Source organism: Kitasatospora sp. NPDC088160, from assembly GCF_044741445.1.
GTDB lineage: Bacteria > Actinomycetota > Actinomycetes > Streptomycetales > Streptomycetaceae > Kitasatospora.
Window position 1 is genome coordinate 14,253 of the sequence record NZ_JBIUSS010000023.1, and the last position, 17,760, is coordinate 32,012.

General features: G+C 74.7%; 14 protein-coding genes. 7 read left to right on the forward strand and 7 right to left on the reverse strand.

The genetic code is table 11. From position 1 onward, the window contains the following. The first annotated feature begins 37 nt into the window (after nt 1-37). From mce to ACIOGZ_RS31140, 3 genes are all read left to right on the forward strand, one after another. Nucleotides 38-481: a methylmalonyl-CoA epimerase gene (mce, locus tag ACIOGZ_RS31130; RefSeq protein ID WP_363582154.1), complete on the forward strand. Its 444-nt coding sequence runs from the start codon at nt 38-40 to the stop codon at nt 479-481. Nucleotides 482-979: 498 nt separating this feature from the next. Beyond that, entirely contained in the window at nt 980-5,719 is a 4,740-nt protein-coding gene (locus ACIOGZ_RS31135) for a hypothetical protein (RefSeq protein ID WP_400988536.1), read from the forward strand. 107 nt (nt 5,720-5,826) lie between these two features. Further along, nucleotides 5,827-6,756, forward strand: a complete 930-nt coding sequence (locus ACIOGZ_RS31140) for a hypothetical protein (protein ID WP_063347784.1) — start codon at nt 5,827-5,829, stop codon at nt 6,754-6,756. 159 nt (nt 6,757-6,915) lie between these two features. Here ACIOGZ_RS31140 and ACIOGZ_RS31145 read toward each other — a convergent pair whose 3' ends face one another. Both ACIOGZ_RS31145 and ACIOGZ_RS31150 read right to left on the reverse strand, forming a co-directional pair. Then, nucleotides 6,916-7,227, reverse strand: coding sequence for a hypothetical protein (locus tag ACIOGZ_RS31145; protein WP_363582022.1), 312 nt, complete (start codon nt 7,225-7,227; stop codon nt 6,916-6,918). Continuing rightward, nucleotides 7,224-8,021 (reverse strand): alpha/beta hydrolase, encoded by a 798-nt coding sequence (locus ACIOGZ_RS31150; RefSeq protein WP_363582020.1) that lies wholly within the window; start codon nt 8,019-8,021, stop codon nt 7,224-7,226. The genes ACIOGZ_RS31145 and ACIOGZ_RS31150 overlap by 4 nt, the downstream gene beginning before the upstream one ends. Before the next feature lie 92 nt (nt 8,022-8,113). On the opposite strand from ACIOGZ_RS31150, the gene ACIOGZ_RS31155 reads away from it, so the two are divergent. Together ACIOGZ_RS31155 and ACIOGZ_RS31160 are read left to right on the forward strand one after the other, a co-directional pair. After that, nucleotides 8,114-9,118 (forward strand): ABC transporter ATP-binding protein, encoded by a 1,005-nt coding sequence (locus tag ACIOGZ_RS31155; RefSeq protein WP_363582018.1) that lies wholly within the window; start codon nt 8,114-8,116, stop codon nt 9,116-9,118. 1 nt (nt 9,119) lies between these two features. Then, nucleotides 9,120-9,887: an ABC transporter permease subunit gene (locus ACIOGZ_RS31160; RefSeq protein ID WP_363628712.1), complete on the forward strand. Its 768-nt coding sequence runs from the start codon at nt 9,120-9,122 to the stop codon at nt 9,885-9,887. A 5-nt stretch (nt 9,888-9,892) separates the two neighbouring features. Here the strand turns inward: ACIOGZ_RS31160 and ACIOGZ_RS31165 are convergent, their stop codons facing one another. Continuing rightward, on the reverse strand, nt 9,893-10,216 hold the full coding sequence (locus tag ACIOGZ_RS31165; RefSeq protein ID WP_363582013.1) for an ATP/GTP-binding protein: 324 nt from the start codon (nt 10,214-10,216) through the stop codon (nt 9,893-9,895). Nucleotides 10,217-10,606: 390 nt separating this feature from the next. Between ACIOGZ_RS31165 and ACIOGZ_RS31170 the strand changes: the two genes are divergently transcribed. Then, complete coding sequence (locus ACIOGZ_RS31170) at nt 10,607-11,767, forward strand: LLM class flavin-dependent oxidoreductase (protein ID WP_400988600.1); 1,161 nt, start codon at nt 10,607-10,609, stop codon at nt 11,765-11,767. A 119-nt stretch (nt 11,768-11,886) separates the two neighbouring features. On the opposite strand, the gene ACIOGZ_RS31175 is transcribed toward ACIOGZ_RS31170, so the two are convergent. Beyond that, the gene (locus ACIOGZ_RS31175; RefSeq protein ID WP_063347790.1) at nt 11,887-12,279 is read right to left on the reverse strand and encodes an SCO5389 family protein; all 393 of its coding nucleotides are present in this window, start codon (nt 12,277-12,279) and stop codon (nt 11,887-11,889) included. A gap of 480 nt (nt 12,280-12,759) precedes the next feature. On the opposite strand from ACIOGZ_RS31175, the gene nucS reads away from it, so the two are divergent. Next, a complete protein-coding gene (gene nucS, locus ACIOGZ_RS31180) occupies nt 12,760-13,419 on the forward strand; it encodes an endonuclease NucS (protein ID WP_280676005.1) in 660 nt (219 codons plus the stop codon). Nucleotides 13,420-13,423: 4 nt separating this feature from the next. Here the strand turns inward: nucS and ACIOGZ_RS31185 are convergent, their stop codons facing one another. The 3 genes from ACIOGZ_RS31185 to ACIOGZ_RS31195 all read right to left on the reverse strand — a co-directional run bounded on the left by ACIOGZ_RS31185 (nt 13,424) and on the right by ACIOGZ_RS31195 (nt 17,692). After that, complete coding sequence (locus tag ACIOGZ_RS31185) at nt 13,424-15,799, reverse strand: ATP-binding protein (RefSeq protein ID WP_400988538.1); 2,376 nt, start codon at nt 15,797-15,799, stop codon at nt 13,424-13,426. A 314-nt stretch (nt 15,800-16,113) separates the two neighbouring features. Continuing rightward, nucleotides 16,114-16,434, reverse strand: coding sequence for an STAS domain-containing protein (locus ACIOGZ_RS31190; RefSeq protein ID WP_363582008.1), 321 nt, complete (start codon nt 16,432-16,434; stop codon nt 16,114-16,116). Nucleotides 16,435-16,822: 388 nt separating this feature from the next. Next, complete coding sequence (locus tag ACIOGZ_RS31195; protein ID WP_400988539.1) at nt 16,823-17,692, reverse strand: 3-hydroxyacyl-CoA dehydrogenase family protein; 870 nt, start codon at nt 17,690-17,692, stop codon at nt 16,823-16,825. Nucleotides 17,693-17,760: the final 68 nt, after the last annotated feature.

Below are 17,760 nucleotides of genomic sequence, written 5' to 3' on the forward strand. Positions count from 1 at the left end.
GGTTCCCGAGGTACCCAACCCGCCCCCGGAGGTCGCCGTGCTGACCCGTATCGACCACATCGGCATCGCCTGCCGCGACCTCGACAAGACGGTCGAGTTCTACCGCGCCACCTACGGCTTCGAGGTGTTCCACACCGAGGTCAACGAGGAGCAGGGCGTCCGCGAGGCCATGCTCAAGATCAACGACACCGGCGACGGCGGCGCCTCCTACCTCCAGCTGCTGGAGCCCACCCGGCCCGACTCGACCGTCGCCAAGTGGCTGGAGAAGAACGGCGAGGGCGTGCACCACATCGCCTTCGGCACCGCCGACGTGGACGGCGACGCCGAGGCCGTCCGGGCCAAGGGCGTGCGGGTCCTCTACGACGAGCCCCGGATCGGCTCGATGGGTTCGCGGATCACCTTCCTGCACCCCAAGGACTGCGGCGGCGTCCTGACCGAGCTGGTCACCTCCGCCGAACCGGGCGTCCACGACGCCCACTGACCCCCGCCAGGTGCCGCCCACGACCGGGCGGCACCCCCGAATCGCCGGTCATGACCCGTCAGTAACCTCGTCCGACAGCCGGAAAACCACCACGCGGCCATTCCCCCGCGGTGCGCTCCCACTACAATGCCCAGGTGCGCGAAGGCTCCGGGGGACGGAGGCGACGGGCACGGCCGATGACAGGCCCGTCCGCCCAGCGGTGGCCGGCCCGTCGCAGGGGAGTCCACAACGCGGGCACGGCTGAACAGTCGCAACACTGATCTGTCACCATTCTCCACAAGGCAAGAGTTCGCCCAGGAGTCCACCCGGACGGGGGAACGCGGCATCACCGCGCTTCCACGCCCAGGGCTCCGACGACCGCGGCGGGCGGCCCCGGATTGACCGGCGGGCCGTCCACCGGCTGCGGATGCAAGGAGCCAGTCGGACCAGTACCCGGACAACGGGTGCCCTGGACCGGCCGGGTCGAGGACGCGACCAGGAGATGGATGGGACCGCGGAGTGCGGGGCAACGACCGCTACGAGGTTGACGATCACCTCTCCCAGTTCGAGGCCGAGATGGGTCGGACTCGAAAGGAGCGGGACAAGGCAGTCGAGCATGCCGAGGACCTCGCCTACCAGGTGGAGGTGCTCCGGGCCAAGCTGCACGAGTCCCGCCGCATGCTCGCCCAGCCGCGCGCCTTCGACGCCGTCTCCGGCCAGGCCGAGCAGATGCTCCGCACTGCCGAGATGCAGGCCCAGCAGCTGCGCGCCGACGCCGAGCGCCAGCTGCGCGACTCCCAGGCCGCCACCCAGCGGATCATGGCCGAGGCCGCCGAGCGCACCGCCCGACTGGAGGCCGAGCTCACCGCCCGCCGCCGCCAGCTGGAGGACGAGCTCACCGAGCTGCGCCGCACCGCCGAGCAGCACGTCAACGGCTGGGCCGAGCAGACCAGGACCGGCTCCGAGCAGGAGGCCCAGCGCCTGCTCCAGGACGCCCGCGCCGAGGCCGAGCGCATGGTCGCCGCCGCCCGCGCGGAGGCCGTCGCGCTCTCCGACCAGGCCCGCGCCCAGACCGCCGCCGACGTCGACGCCGCCCGCGGCGAGGCCCAGGCCGCCGCCGAGGCCGCCCTCCAGCGGGCCCAGAGCGACGCCGAGCGCCTGCTGCGCGCCGCCTCCGAGCACGCCCAGCAGGCCGGCGCCCAGGCCGCCGCCGACGTGGACGCCGCCCGCGGCGAGGCCCAGCAGCAGCTGGCCGCCGCGCACGCCGCCGCCGAGCAGCAGCTCGCCGTCGCGAAGGCCGAGATCGGCCGGCTCAAGGAGCAGGCCTCCGCCGAGCAGATCCGGGCCGAGCAGCAGCTCGCCCACGCCCAGGCCGAGATAGAGCGGCTGCGTGCCGAGGCGATCGCCGAGGCCGAACGCACCCGCCGCGAGTCCGCCGAGCTGCGGGCCCAGGCCGAACAGGCCGCCGAACAGCTCCAGGCCGACGCCGAGGCCGCCGCCGAACGCAAGGCCGCCGACGGCGAGGCCGCCAACGAGCAGCGCTCGCAGACCGCCCGTGCCGAGGTCGCCCGGATGGTCGCCCACGCCACCAAGGAGGCCGAGGCGATCCGCGCCGAGGCCACCACCAAGCAGGCCGAGGCGGAGGCCGCCAAGGCCGCCGCCGCCGAGGAGAGCGAACGGCTGCGGGCCACCGCCGAATCGGTGGCCGGCGAGCTGCGCGCCGAGGCCGAGGCCGCGATCGCCGAACTGCGCGCCCAGGCCGACCGGGAGGTCGCCGAACTCCGCGCCCACGCCGAGGCCGAGGCCCAGCGGCTGCGCCACGCGGCCGAGGAGGAGGGCCGGGCGGCCGGCGCCAAGGAAGCCACCGTCCACCTCGCCAAGGCCGCCAAGACCGCCGAGGAGGTGCTCGGCCAGGCCGACCAGGACGCCGAGACCGCCCGCACCGAGGCCGCCACCGAGGCCGAGCGGATCCGCACCGAGGCCGCCGCCGAGGCACAGCGCCTGCGCGAGCAGGCCCAGGCCGCCGTCGAGCAGGCCCAGAACGCCGCGCTCGACGACGCCGCCGCGATCCGCGAGCGGATCGAGCAGATGCAGGACGAGGCGGCCCGCCTGCGGGCCGAGGCCGAGGAGCTGCGCGCCCAGGCCGCCGCCGAGGCCGACCGGGTGCGCGGCGAGGCCCGCCGCCAGGCCGTCGTGCAGATCGAGGAGTCGGCGAAGAACGCCGAGGAACTGCTCACCAGGGCCAAGGCCGACGCCGACGAGCTGCGCGCGGGCGCCGCCGGGGAGATCGAGCGGCTGCGCGCGCAGGCCCAGGAACAGGCCGCCGAGACCCAGGGCCGGGCCGAGCAGACCCTCGCCCGGGCCCGCACCGAGGCCGAGAAGACCACCACCGCCGCCGAGCAGCAGGGCCAGGACGCCCTCGCCGCCGCCAAGGCCGCAGCCGCCGAGAACCGCGCCGCCGCCGAGCGCGAGACCGCCGAACTCCGCCGGGACGCGACCGAGTTCGACCAGCGGGTCCGGGCCGAGGCGAACGCCGCCGCGACCGCCCTCAGCGCCGAGGCGCAGGCCGAGGCGAACGCCGTCCGGGACGCCGCGGTGGCCGACGCCGAGCGCGTCCGCACCGAGGCCGACGCCGAGGCCGCCCGTGCCCGCAGCGAGGCCGAGGCCGCCGCGAACGCGCTGCGCGAGGAGAGCCGGCGCGAGCACGAGGAGGCCGCCGCCGGGCTGCACCGCGAACGCGAGGAGACCGCCGAGCAGCTGGCCGCCGCCCAGGCCGCCCACGAGCAGGCCGAACAGACGGCGACCGAGCTGCGGGCCCTCGCCGAGCGGGAGAGCGCCGAACTGCGCGAGCTCGCCGAGCGCGAGACCACCGAGCAGCGCACCGCCGCCGAGGCGTACGCCGCCGACGTCCGGGCCAAGGCCGAACAGGCCGCCACCGAACTCACCGAACGCACCACCGCCGAGACCACCGAACAGCGCGAGGCGACCGAACAGCACGTCGCCGAGCTGCGCGCCCTCGCCGAACGCGAGACCACCGAACTGCGCGAGCTCGCCGAACGGGAGAGCGCCGAACTGCGCGAGCTCGCCGAGCGCGAGACCACCGAGCAGCGCACCGCCGCCGAGGCGTACGCCGCCGACGTCCGAGCCAAGGCCGAACAGGCCGCCACCGAACTCACCGAACGCACCACCGCCGAGACCACCGAACAGCGCGAGGCGACCGAACAGCACGTCGCCGCCCAGCGCGCCGAAGCCGAGGAACTGCTGGAGGGCGCCCGGAGCGCCGCCGAGCAGCGCCAGGCCGAGGCCGCCCGGGACGCCAAGGCCGTCCGGGAGAAGGCCGCCGCCGAGCTGGCGTTCGCCGCCGAGCAGGCCGAGACGGTCCGCGCCGAGGCCGGCCGCGAGCTGTCCGAGGCCCGCGCCACCGCCGACAGCATCCGGGCCGAGGCCACCGCCGTCCTGGAGCAGGCCCGGGTCGACGGCGAGGAGCTGGTCGCCGCCGCCGGTGTCGAGGGCGCCGCCCTGGTCGAGGCCGCCGAGGAGGAGGCCGCCGAGGTCCGCCAGTCGGTGGCCGGCATGCACGAGGCCGCCGCCGAGCAGATCGCCGAGCGGAAGGCCGCCGCCGAGCGGGAGGCCGCCGAGGTCCGCGACCGGGCCGAACAGGCCGCCGCCGAACTGCGCGAGCTGGCCGAGCGCGAGACCGCCGAGCAGCGGGCCCTCGCCGTCGCCGAGACCACCGCCCTGCGCGAACTCGCCGACGCCGAGACCGCCGAGCAGCGGGCCCTCGCCGACCACGAGACCGCCGAACTGCGCGCCCGTACCGACGCCGAGACCACCGCCCTGCGCGACCTGACCGACCGCGAGCTGGCCGCCGAACGCGAGGCCCACGAGGCCGAGTTGGGCCGTCAGCGCGCCGAGGCCCAGGCCTACGACGAGCACCTGCGGGCGGAGGCCGACGCCGTACTGCACGCGGCCCGGGAGGCCGCCGGGCAGTTGCGCGCGGACGCCGAGGCCCAGGCCGTCCGGACGATGGCCGCCGCCGACGAGCGCTCGGCCGGTCTGGTCGCCGACGCCGAGGAGCTGGCCGCCGCCCTGCGCGCCGAGGCCGAGGAGTACGCGCTCGCCACCCGGACCCTCGCCGACGAGTACGACGCCGCCGCCCACGGCCGCGCCGACGCGTACGACGCGGAGACCCGGGAGGCCGCCGAGCAGTTCGACAAGGCCACCCGCGAGCAGGCCAACTCCGTCCTGGAGAAGGCCTTCGCGGACGCCGAGTCGCTCGGCGAGGACGCCCAGACCACCGCACTGGCCACCACCGCCGCCGCCGAGGAGCAGGCGGACGCGATGGTCGCCGCCGCCCGCAAGGAGGCCGACCGGCTGGTCGCCGCCGGCGAGGCGGCCGGCCAGGCCGAGGTGGAGAAGGGCCGGTCCGACGCCGACACGCTGCTCGCCGAGGCCCGCCGGGACTCCACCGCGATCCGCGAGCGCGCCGAGGAGTTGCGCGAGCGCACCGACGCCGAGGTGGAGGCGCTGCACGAGCGCGCCCGCAAGGAGAACGCGGCGGCCATGAAGTCGGCCGGCGAGCGGGTCGACGCCCTGGTGACGGCCGCTCAGGAGCAGCTGACCGAGGCCGAGGAGCAGGCGGTGGCCACCGTCGCCGAGGCCGAGGACCGGGCGGCGGCGCTGGTCGCGGCCGCCGAGGACCGCGCGGGCGAGCTCACCTCGGAGGCGTCCGCGGAGGCCAGCAAGGTCCGGATCTCGGCCGTCCGCAAGGCCGAGGGGCTGCTGAAGGAGGCGGAGACCAAGCTCGCCGACTCCACCAGCCGCGCCGAGGCGCTGATCGTCAAGGCCGAGGCCAAGCTCCAGTCGGCCGAGGCCGAGGCCGAGGAGCGGCTGGAGACCGCCGCCACCGAGGCGGAGAAGCGGCTGCGGGACGCCGACCGCAGCGCGGACGAGCAGGTCGAACTGGCGAAGGCGGAGGCCGAACGGCTGCTCGCCGAAGCGCAGGCCGAGGCGAAGCGGGTCACCGACGAGGGCCGTCGCGAGCTGGACGAACTGGTGCGGCGGCGCAAGGACATCAACACCGAGATCTCCAGGGTGCAGGACGTGCTGTCCGCGCTGGAGGCGTTCGAGGCACCGGCACCGGTCGCCCAGACCAACGGGGGAAGCAGCACCAAGAAGGACGGGGGTGCCAAGGCGGGTGCCGGAATTGGTTCCCCCCGGTCGGGCGGCAATCGTTCCAAGAACGCACCACCCGATTGAGCGGACATTGTCCGCGGGACGACGGCATCTCGCCGTCGACACTCCGGTACCGTGTCAGGATTCCCTCAACCACCTCAGCGGTTTGACGACAGGAAGCCCAGAACCCCATGAGCGACAGTCACTCCCCTCACGGCTTCGACCTGGTGCGCCGTGGGTACGAGCGCGCCCAGGTCGACGAGCGGATCACCAAGCTGGTGGCCGACCGTGACAGTGCCCTGACCCGGATCAGCGCGCTCGAGAAGCGCATCGAGGAACTCCACCTGGAGACCCAGACCGCGCAGGCGGCGGTCACCGAGGCGGAGCCCTCGTACGCCGGTCTCGGCGCCCGGGTCGAGAAGATCCTGCGACTGGCCGAGGAGGAGGCCAAGGACCTGCGCGACGAGGCGCACCGCGCCTCCGAGCAGCACCGCGAGCTCGCCGAGGCCGCTGCCCAGCAGGTCCGCACCGAGGCCGAGAACTACGCCAAGGACCGCAAGGCCAAGGCGGAGGACGAGGGTCTGCGGATCGTCGACAAGGCCAAGAGCGACAGCGCCCAGCTGCGCGCCGAGGCCAACAAGGACGCCCAGAACAAGCGCGAGGAGGCGGACGCCCTCTTCGAGGAGACCCGCACCAAGGCCGCCCAGGCCGCGCTGGAGTTCGAGACCAACCTGGCCAAGCGCCGCGAGCAGTCCGAGCGTGACCTGGCCGCCCGTCAGGCCAAGGCCGAGAAGCGCCTGGCCGAGATCGAGCACCGGGCCGAGCAGCTGCGCCTGGAGGCCGAGAAGCTGCGCACCGACGCCGAGCGCCGCGCCCGCCAGACCGTCGAGACGGCGCAGCGCCAGTCCGAGGACATCGTGGCGGACGCCAACGCCAAGGCCGACCGGATCCGCAGCGAGTCCGAGCGCGAGCTGGCGGCGCTCACCAACCGCCGCGACAGCATCAACGCCCAGCTGACCAACGTCCGCGAGATGCTGGCGACGCTGACCGGCGCGGCCGTGGCCGCCGCCTCGCTGCCGGGCGACGACACCATGGGCGTGCCCGCCCAGCAGTCGCGCTGACGCCGCCGCCGGGCGCCGGCGCCCGGCGGTACGTGCGGAACGGACGGCACGTGCGGAACGTGCGGCACGTGCGGAACAGCGGACAGGCCCTCACCCACCAGGGTGAGGGCCTGCCGTCTTTCCACCGTCATCATCTCGGGTGACCTGGGTGAGCGGGCGTCACCTGGGGTAGGCCCCGTCGGGCCGCTGGTGCCCGCTGCTGAGCTGGTTGCCCTCGTCGTCGGAGACGGTGCCGAACCACGAGGTGCACCAGACCGACACCGAGTCCGGCCAGTACTGCACCTCGAACGGGTGGCCGGAGCCGTGGTCGCCGTACGAGGTGACGATGAAGGTCTCGCCGGGGCGCAGCCAGTAGTCCTCGCCGAGCGGTTCCAGGGTCAGTTCGACCAGGCCCTCGCCGCGGTTGGTCACGGGCATCCGGCCGGTCACCTCCAGCGCCGAGAAGTCCCAGCCGGTCGCTTCCTCCCTCATCCCGCCGTCACCCGGGCCAGCAGGTCGCGGACGGCGGTGTTGAACGCCTCCGGTGCCTCCAGGGCGCTCAGATGGCCCGCCCCGGGAATGACGGTCAGTTCGGCGTCCGGCCGGGCCCGGAGCATCGGTTCGGCCTCCTCCGGCGCCACCAGGCCGTCCTGCGCGCCCGCGACGACGGCGGTGGGCACCCGCAGCCCGGCCAGCACGTCCAGCGCGTCCGGCCGGGCCGCCATGGCCCGCTGGGCCCAGGCGACGGCGGCCGGCGACGCGGCCGCGACCAGCGACCGCACCCGCTCCACCAGGTGCAGCGAGTCCGGCCCGAGCTGCCCGGCGGCGACCTCCTCGTCGAGCAGCAGTTGGACGCTGCCCCGGGCGGTGACGGCGGCCGCGATCCGCTCCCGGTTGGCCCGGACGGCGTCGGTGTCGGCGGTGGCGCGGGTGCTGGCCAGCAGCAGTCCGGCCAGCCGGTCCGGGTGGCGGCGGGCGAAGGCCAGCGCCACGTAACCGCCCATGGAGAGCCCGCCGACCACCGCGCGCTCGATCCCGGCCGCGTCCAGCAGCAGGGCGAGGTCGTCGGCGACCAGGTCCAGCGAGGGTTCGTCGGCCCCCAGCTCGGTGCCGCCGAAGCCGCGCTGGTCCGGGGCGAGCACCCGGGCCTCGTCGCCGGTCAGACCGGGCAGCGCGTCCAGTTGGGCGGACCACATCGAGGCGTTCAACGGAAAGGCGTGCAGCAGCACGAGGGGTGTTCCGGTGCCGCTCTCGCGGACCGACACTGCGGAGGGGGGCTGGGTCATGGGCCCACCGTATTCCGGCACGCCCGGCGGGCCCACTCAGCGGGCCGTGATATCCGCTTTGTCCTAGCCTTACCAGGAGTAAGGGAGCGCGAATGATCGAGTTGCACGACCTGACAAAACGTTACGGCAGGACCCTCGCGGTGGACCGGCTCAGCTTCCAGGTCCCCCAGGGCGTGGTCACCGGCTTCCTCGGCCCCAACGGCGCAGGCAAGTCCACCACCATGCGCATGATCCTCGACCTCGACCGCCCCACCAGCGGCCGGGTCACCATCGACGGCAAGCGCTACGGGCAGCTCAGCGAACCGCTCAAGTACATCGGCGCGCTGCTGGAGGCCAAGGCCGTCCACCCCGGCCGCACCGCCCGCGACCACCTGCTCTGGCTCGCCCAGAGCAACCGCATCCCGACCCGCCGGGTGGACGAGGTGCTCAACCTGGTGGGCCTCACCCCGGTCGCCCGCAAGCGGGCCCGCGGCTTCTCGCTCGGCATGGGCCAGCGCCTGGGCATCGCCTCCGCACTGCTCGGCGACCCGGAGATCGTCATGTTCGACGAGCCGGTCAACGGACTGGACCCGGAGGGCATCCTCTGGATCCGCAACCTGATGAAGCGGCTCGCCACCGAGGGCCGGACCGTCTTCGTCTCCTCCCACCTGATGAGCGAGATGGCCGTCACCGCCGACCACCTGGTGGTCATCGGCAAGGGCCGGCTGCTCGCCGACCTGCCGATGCCGGAGTTCATCCGGCGCAACTCCCGCTCCGCCGTCCGGCTGCGCACCCCGCACCCCGAGCGCCTGCTCGACGCACTGTCCGGCGCCGGGCTCCGGTCCGAACCCGGGCCCGGCGGCTCCTACGAAGTGGTCGACGGCGATCTCGCCCGGCTCGGCGACCTGGCCGCGGCCCACGGCGTCGTCCTGCACGAACTCAGCCCGCAGCAGGCCTCGTTGGAGGAGGCGTTCATGCAGATGACGGCCGACTCGGTGGAGTACCACGCGGGCGACGGCCCGGGCCGGGACGCGGCCGGCGCACCCGGCGTCTGGGGCGCCGGCTGGAAGGCGGACGGCGCCCCGCAGACCGCGGCGGCCCGGCAGGAGGAGAACTGAGATGACGTCCTTCCCGGCGATCCTGCGCTCCGAGTGGACGAAGATCCGCAGCGTCCGCTCGACGATCTGGACGCTCGCGCTGACCTTCGTCGTCACCGTCGGCATCGGCGCGCTGCTGTCCCTGCTCACCAACAGCAACTTCGGCGAGTTCCGGCGGGGCGACCAGTCCGTCTTCGACGCCACCGGCACGGCCTTCTCCGGCATCATGCTCGGCGAGCTCGCCATCATCGTGTTCGGCGTGCTGGCCATCGGCAACGAGTACAGCACCGGCATGATCCGGGTCACCCTGGCCGCCGTCCCGCAGCGCGGCACCCTGCTCACCGGCAAGGCGGTGGTGCTCGGCACGATGGCCCTGGCGGTCTCGGTGGTGACGGCCTTCGTCACCTTCTTCACCGGCCAGGCGCTGCTCGGCTCGCACTCCACCAGCCTCGACCAACCGCACGTGCTGCGCGCGGTGTTCGGCGCCGCGCTGTACCTGACGATGCTCTGCCTGTTCTCGGCCGGCGTCACCACGATGCTGCACAGCCAGACGCTGGCACTGGGCGTACTGGTCCCGTTCTTCTTCCTGCTCTCGCCGATCCTCTCGGCGGTGCCGAAGGTCAAGACCCTGGCCCACTACTTCCCGGACTACGCGGGGTCGCGGATGCTGCTGGTGTACGAGCAGCACGGCCAGCCGTACGGGCCGTGGGAGGGCTTCGTGATCTGCCTGGCCTGGACGCTCGCCGCCCTGCTCGGCGGCGCGCTGGTGCTCAAGAACCGGGACGCCTGACCGGCTCAGTACCGCGGAGCGCCGCGGCCCCGCAGGACGTTGGAGGCCCGGCGCTCCCGCGCGCCCCAGCAGGCGCGGTGCCAGTGCCGCCGGTCGTCCACGCCCGCGCCGTACATCGGCCAGGCCACCACGTGGCCCATCCCGGGCGGGATCTCCTGGTCGCAGCCCGGGCACCGGTAGTGCCGCCCGGCCGTCCCGGCGACCGTCTGGACCACCCAGTCGTCGCCCTGGTGGCTCTCGGTGCGGCGCAGCGATCCGCCGAGCGGGGAGGCCTGCTCGGCGCTCCCGCCCGGGTCGGCGCTCTTGATCCGGTTGCGGCGCGGCGACACGTCGGACTACCTCTCTTCCGGGATTTCGGGTCGTTCCAGCCTACGGCCGGCCGCCCCTCCGGCAGGCCACTATCACGGCATCGTCCGACGCTCCCGCGTTTTTGCCGAGATCCACCCGATCTTCGACGAAATCCGGGTTTCCGCGTGCCATTGGCACATGACATCGGATACCCACAAGGGGAACAGGCGGGGCCCGCAGACCCTGCGCGCACCCGAGGAGGCCCCACCATGACCAAGACCAGCGCCCGCGCCGAGACCCGTCGGCCCGTCGGAGTCCGGCCGCCCGCCCCCGGGCCGGTGCTGACCTCGCCCATCCCGGTCACGGCCGCGGCGGGCGAGCCGCTGCCCGTGCCGCAGCGGGCGGGCGCGCTCCCGCCGGACACCGCGCCGGTGCGGGTCGGCGCGTTCCTGCTGTCCGCGCAGTTCCCCGGGCAGAGCCACCGCGAGGCGCTGGACCGCACCGTCCGGGCCGCCGTCGAGGCCGAACGCGCGGGCCTGGACAGCGTCTGGCTGGCCGAGCACCACTTCGTCCCGTACGGGGTCTGCCCCAACGCCGCCACGCTGGCCGCGCTGCTGCTCGGCCGCACCCGCCGGATCGGCGTCGGCACGGCGGTCAGCGTGCTCTCCACCGCCCACCCGGTGGCGCTCGGCGAGCAGGCCGCGCTGCTGCACCTCACCTCGGACGGGCGCTTCACGCTCGGGGTGGGCCGCGGCGGCCCCTGGATCGACCTGGACGTGTTCGGCGGCGGCGTGGACGCCTTCGAGAACGGCTTCCCGGAGCGGCTGGACCTGCTGCTGCGCTGGCTGCGCGGCTCCCGGGTCGGCGCGGACGGCCCGCAGTTCGCCTTCCCCGAGGTGGCGGTGGTGCCGCGCGCCACCGAACCGGTGCGCCGGTCCGGACTGGGCAGCTGGCTCGGTCTCGGCGAGCGGTCCGGCCCGGTGCGCTTCCCGCGCCAGCGCCAGGACGTCGAGGGCCTCGGCGAGGGCGTCGGTGAGGAACTCGACCCGTCCGGGCGGCCGGTGGCCGGCCCGCCGATGGTGGTCGCGTGCACCTCTCCGAGCGGGGTGCAGCTGGCCGCCGAACGCGGCCTGCCGATGCTGCTCGGCATGCACTCCGGCGACGACGACAAGCTGCGCATGCTGGAGCTGTACCGCAGCGCCTGGCTGGCCGCCGGGCGCGGCGAGGAGCAGCTGCGCCGGGTGAACCGCCGGCACGTCGCGGCCGGGGTGGCCCAGGTCGACGACCGCACCTCAGCGGCCCGCGCCACCCTGCTGAACGCCATGCCGGGCTGGTTCGAGTACGGGCTCGGCGCCCACCGCACCGTGGACGGCCGGGAGCGCAAGATGCGCGACCCGCGCGAGTACACCGAACTCCTCTGCGACCTGCACGCGGTGGGCACGCCGCGGCAGTGCGCCGACCGGCTGCTGGCCACCGCCGAGCGGACCGGCATCCGCCGCTTCGCGCTGCTCGCGGAGGGCAGCGGCGACCGCGAGGCGACCCTGCACAACATCGCCCGGCTCGGCTCCGAGGTGCTGCCGCAGCTGGGGTGAGCCCGGGGGTGGAGCGGCCGGGCCCGGTCCGGGCCGCCGCCCCTCCCCCCGCACCGGGGGACGGGGGCGGCCCGACGACCTTCCGGGACCTAGGGCCCGGCATCGGCGGTGCTGCCGGGTCAGCAGTCCCGCAGTTCCTCGGACTGGTTGAGCAGCTGCTCCCGGACCGAGGTGAAGCGTGCGTGCCGTGCCTCGTTGGCGTCCGACGGCAGGAAGACCGCCACCCGGTGACAGTTCTGGAAGGCCAGCCGCACCCCGAAGTGCCGCTGCAGGGCCCCCCGGATGGCGTCGCTGGCGAGGGCCCGCAGGAGCTGGCCGCGGGCCTGCTCGCTGGGCGGCGGTACCTGGTTGTCGGCGAAGTCGGTACCGTCGACCTTTGCCTGGGCGACCAGCGAGCTGATCAGGTCCCAGGCGTACGGCAGCGAGACGCGGACGCAGTCGACGAATTCCCGCTCGTCGACCTCGCCCCGCTCGGCCTTTTCCAGCAGGGCCGGTGAGACGTCGAGCGACATGGATTCTCCTCTCGCGGTCCACCCGCGCGGCGCCCGGGTGGTCGTGCGTAGTCCAAGCTCACAGTGAGGGTGGGCGGATCGCGCGTGGTGTCCGGAACGCCGTGGAACGGGCGTTTTTGACACCCCGCGAAGGCGGCGGCACCACGGGACGTGACGTCCCGGACACCGACCGCGCTCGGAACAGCGTGGCAGTCAACGGCGGGACGGGCCGGTCATTCCTGTGGATTGCTTCGGAAATACGCGGCGGTGCACCACATTGGCCGGATCCCGTCGGATCGTTCATCTGAAGTCTCCGTCCCCGTTGACAGCGATCCCGCACGCGTGCCGTCACGTACGGTAGCGACCCCAGGACGTGGGCGCCAGACCGCGACGGGAGGTGAGCGGAATTGCCGAGCCTCCATGTTCGCGGGGTTCCCGGTTTCTTCACCCGGTCGTCGTGGAATCGCATCAACTGGCCCCGGTGGGCTAGCGTGGTCGACCGTGCGTCTCGTAATTGCCCGCTGCTCAGTCGACTATGCCGGTCGGCTCTCCGCCCATCTGCCCTCCGCCACCAGGCTCATCCTGGTCAAGGCCGACGGCAGCGTCAGCATCCACGCCGACGACCGCGCCTACAAGCCGCTCAACTGGATGTCCCCGCCGTGCGCGCTCAAGGAGGCGGACGGGGTCTGGACGGTGGAGAACAAGGCCGGCGAGAAGCTCATCATCACGCTGGAGGAGGTGCTGCACGACTCCTCCCACGAACTCGGGGTGGACCCGGGCCTGATCAAGGACGGCGTCGAGGCACACCTCCAAGAGCTGCTCGCGGACCGGATGGAGGTGCTCGGCGCCGGCTGGTCCCTGATCCGCCGCGAGTACCCCACCGCGATCGGCCCGGTCGACATCCTCTGCCGCGACTCGGACGGTGCCACGGTGGCCGTCGAGATCAAGCGCCGCGGTGAGATCGACGGCGTCGAGCAGCTCACCCGCTACCTCGAACTCCTCAACCGGGACCCACTGTTGGCCCCGGTCAAGGGCATCTTCGCCGCCCAGGAGATCAAGCCCCAGGCCCGCGTGCTGGCCACCGACCGGGGCATCGGCTGCGTGGTGCTGGACTACGACGAGCTGCGCGGCATCGACGACGACAAGCTCAAGCTGTTCTGACCGGTCAGCTCGCGGACGGCGAGGGCGTCGTCGGCGGAGGACTGGACGTCCCGGTCGTGGGGCCCGTCGTGGCGGGCGGCGGTGTGGTCGCGGTCGCCGAGGGCGACGTGGTCGACGGCTTCGGCGGGGGCGGCGTGCTGGCGCCTCCGCCGGGCTGAGTGCCCCCGGAGTTGCCACCGCTGCCGCCGCCGGTGCCGCCGCCGCTGCCACCCTGCGGCGGGCCGGACTGCTGGGCCGGCGGCTGCGACTGTCCCGGTGCGGGCGGCTGCGACTGCTGCGCCTGCTCGGTGGCCCCCGCGGTCTCGCTCGGCCCACGGCTCGGCTTCTTCGACGCGCTCGGCGAATGCGAGGCGCCACCGCTCGCCGACGGTTCCGGGCTGGTCCCGCCCGCCGCCGCACCGCCCCCCGCGTCCGTCCCCGGCGCCCCCGCACCCGGCGCCCCCGTACCGGTGGCACCGGCCCCGGCGGTCGGGCCACCGACGTGCGGGGACGGGAGCGGCCCGCCCTGCCCGCCGTCGGGGTCGTCGAGCCGGGTGTGCGGGTCGTTGCCCGGGTGCTGCTCCGGACCGGTGGCGCTCATCGCCACCGCCGTCCCGAGCGCCCCGAGCGCGAGGACGGCCGCCGACGCGGCGATCACCCGACGCCTGGTCCCGGAGCGCAGGCTGGACGGCACCTTGGCTATCGCGCGGATGACGGGCCGCCGCACGGGCGCCGGCCCGGGGGACGCCGCGGGCGGCAGCTGCCGCCCGTCGGCACGCAGCAGGTCCAGCATCCGGCCGGCTGCCGCGACGCCGCGCTGCTCGCCGGCGGCGGACCGCAGGGTGAGCGCCGTCTCCAGCTCGGCCATCGCCCGGGACGGCTCCCGGACGCAGAACGCGTGCACGCCCGCCTCGTGGTGGAACCAGGCCTGGTCGGTGCCGGAGCCCGTCCGGCGGGCCGCCTCCAGCCCCAGCTCCAGGACCCTCTCCCAGGCGCCCCAGCGCAGCGCCAGCGCCAGCGCGGGCGCGGCCGCCCGGGCCAGGCGCACGACGGCGTCGTGCCGGCCGGCCGCCCGGTCCGCGACCAGCACGCCGACCACGACCTCCGCCTCGGCCGCGACCTGTTCCAGCGACACCGAGCTGTGCCCGACCCACCAGGCGAAGTGCTGGGCGGCGCCGTCCAGGCAGCCGCGGGCCGGCCAGTGCGGGGCGAGCAGGTCCAGCACCCCGGCGGTCAGCCGGTGGTGCCCGCCGATGGACACCGCCAGCCCGGCGTCGGCGAGTTCGGCGAGGGCGCTCTCGCCCTGGCCGACGTCGATCAGCGCGGGCAGGTGCGGCGCGGTGGGACACTCGCCGCCGAGCGCGACGGCGAGCCTCAGGACGGCCTGGGCGGGCTCACTCAGCCCCTCCGCGAGCCGGACGGCGGGTGAGGCGGTCTCGGCGACGGACGGCAGCGGGACGGTGCGGCGCAGCGCGTTCTCACGGACGGCCGGATCGGGGTCGTGGACGGGCTCCTCGACCGCGCCGAAGACCCCCATCCGGTCCTCCTCGGCGGCGACCAGCGCGTCCACCGCCACGTCCCGCTGGCGCAGCAGCGCGGCGGCCTGGACGAAGCGCAGCGGCAGCCCCTCGGACTCGAACCAGAGGTCGACCGCCCAGGCCTTCTCCTCGACGTCCAGCGGCCGCCCGGCCTGGCGGGCGGCGAGGGCGAGGCAGGCGGAGCGGGAGAGCCCGGCGACCAGGTGGTCCTGCAAGCGGGAGCCGGGTGACGGCGCCGGGCTCCCGGGGGCGGCGGAGATCAGGAAGGCGCAGCCGGGGGCGAGGGCGAGCAGGTCCTCCAGCTCGGCGCCGGACTGCTCCGCGCCGTCGACGACCACGATCGCGCCGACCTCGGCGAGGTGCACGGCCAGCTGGCCCGGGTCGGGCCGGTAGCCGGGGGCGTGGTGGGTGGCCGCGAAGAGGTCCTGGAGCAGGTCGGCGGCGGTGCGGCGGTGCCCGCAGAGCTGGACGACGCCGCCGGGGGCGAGGTCGGCGGCGGCCTCGGCGACGGCCGACAGCAGCGCGCTGCGGCCCGAGCCGGCCTGGCCGACCAGGCGTATCGAGCGGCCCTCGGCGAGCAGGCCGAGGAGTTCGGCGACGTCGGCCTCGCGGTCGAGCAGCGGCAGGTCGGCGGGCCCGGCACCGAGGGCGAGCGGGCCGACCGCGCGGCCGACGCCGCCGACCGGGCCCCGGGCGGGCTCGCTGCGCTCGATCCGGCGCGGGCGGGGCCGCCACTCCTCGGGGCAGGGCCTGACCTCGGAGCCGTCCGGGGCGCCGACGCCGACCAGCAGGGCGCCGGAGACGAGTTCGCCGCCTCGGGTGCGGGCGGCCTCCTGCCGGAACTCCCCGGTTGGCTGTGCCACGTTCTGCTCCGCATCCTGCTCGGCCGCCGGCGTCCCGCGCCGGCCGGCTGACGTCTCGGTCGCGGCCGCGCGCGGGCTGGGGGCAGCTGGCTGGGGCGGCCGTCATCTGACGGGCAGACTCTTGCACATCCGGGCCCGCCCGCGCAGGGGCGGCCCGGTCGGGGGCCGGGCGACGGCCGATCAGAGCCAGGTCGGGGCCCGGACGACGGCTGATCAGAGCCAGGTCGGGGGCCGGACGAAGAGCGGGCGGGGAACGAACGAAGGCAGGGAACGAACGAGCACCGGGGCCGGACGGGGGCAGGAGCGGCCAGGCCCTAGAGGGCGATCCCGTGGGCCTCGGTGACGCCGTCCACGGCCAGGATGCGGTGCAGCTTGGTGGCCACCAGCAGTCGCTGGAGCTGGGCCGGGACGGAGCGCAGCACCAGCCGCCGGCCGATCCGGCCGGCCCTGCGGTGGGTGCCCATGATCACGCCGAGGCCGGTGGCGTCCCAGAACTCCAGCCGGGCGAGGTCGAGCACGAGGTCGCCGAGGCCGCCGTCCACGGCCTGGTGCAGCCGGGCGCGCGCATCGGCGGCGGTGCGCACGTCGAGGCGGCCTTCGATGGCCAGCGCCCTGTGGTCGCCGGTGATGCGCATGCTCTCCTCCTTCGCCTGACCGGTCCGGTACGGGGGTGGTCCGACCCGGCCGTGCCGGGGCGGGGGGTGGGGGTGTCCATCCGGGCGGGCCGTGGCCCCTCGCCCGGGTCCGGTCGCAGCCTCGTCGTGCTGGGCCGGGTCTCCCTCTTCTGACGGCGAACCAGCAGCGCAGGTTGCTGGTTCCGGCCAGATCTGAAGCAACTTCACTCGTCCGAGGGAATATACGCAGTCAGTCTCCACACCTACGCTCGATTACCGCCCAAATCACCCGTCTGCGGCACCTGGCGTGAGGAAACTCACCCGCCCCCGAGCGGGCGGGCCGTACGGTGTTCCGCCGCACGGCCCGCCCGGTCGCCGGGCGTCGTCGTTCACCCGTTCCGGCGGGGGCTCACTTGCCCTCGTACGGGTAGAAGCCGCGGCCGCTCTTGCGGCCGAGGTCGCCGGCGGTGACCATGCGCGCCATGATCTCCGGGGCGGCGAACTTCTCGTCCTGGGTCTCGTCGTAGATGTTGCGGGCGGCGTGCAGCAGGATGTCCACGCCGGTCAGGTCGGCGGTCTCCAGCGGGCCCATCGGGTGGCCGAAGCCGAGGCGGCAGGCGGTGTCGATGTCCTCGGCGGTGGCGACGCCCGACTCGTACAGCTTGGCGGCCTCGACGACCAGCGCGGTGATCAGGCGGGTGGTGACGAAGCCGGCCACGTCCCGGTTGACCACCACGACGTCCTTGCCGACGCCCTCGGCGAAGGCGCGGGCGGCGGCCAGGGTCTCGTCGCTGGTCTTGTAGCCGCGGACCAGCTCGACGAGCTGCATCAGCGGCACCGGCGAGAAGAAGTGCACGCCGACGACCGACTCGGGGCGCCGGGTGGCGGCGGCGATCCGGGTGATCGGGATGGCGGAGGTGTTGGAGGCCAGCACCGCGCCGTCCTTGGCGAGCTTGTCGAGCTCCCGGAAGACGCCCTCCTTGACCTCGAACTGCTCGAACACGGCCTCGACCACGATGTCGGCCTCGGCGACGGCGCCCAGGTCGGTGGTGGTGGTGATCCGGCCCAGCGCGGCCTCGGCGTCCTCGGCGCTCAGCCGGCCCTTGGCGACGAACTTCGCGTAGGAGGCGCGGATGCCCGCGAGACCGCGCTGCAGGGCCTCCTCCGTGACGTCCCGCAGCACCACCGGGTGGCCGGCCTGCGCGGACACCTGGGCGATGCCGGCGCCCATCAGGCCGGCACCGATCACGGCGATCTGCTTGCTGGACGCATTGCTCATGGCTGGGTCTCCCGATGCCGTCGCCGCCCTGGGGCGGGCCCTGAAGGCGGCTCAGGGCAGGGGTCACC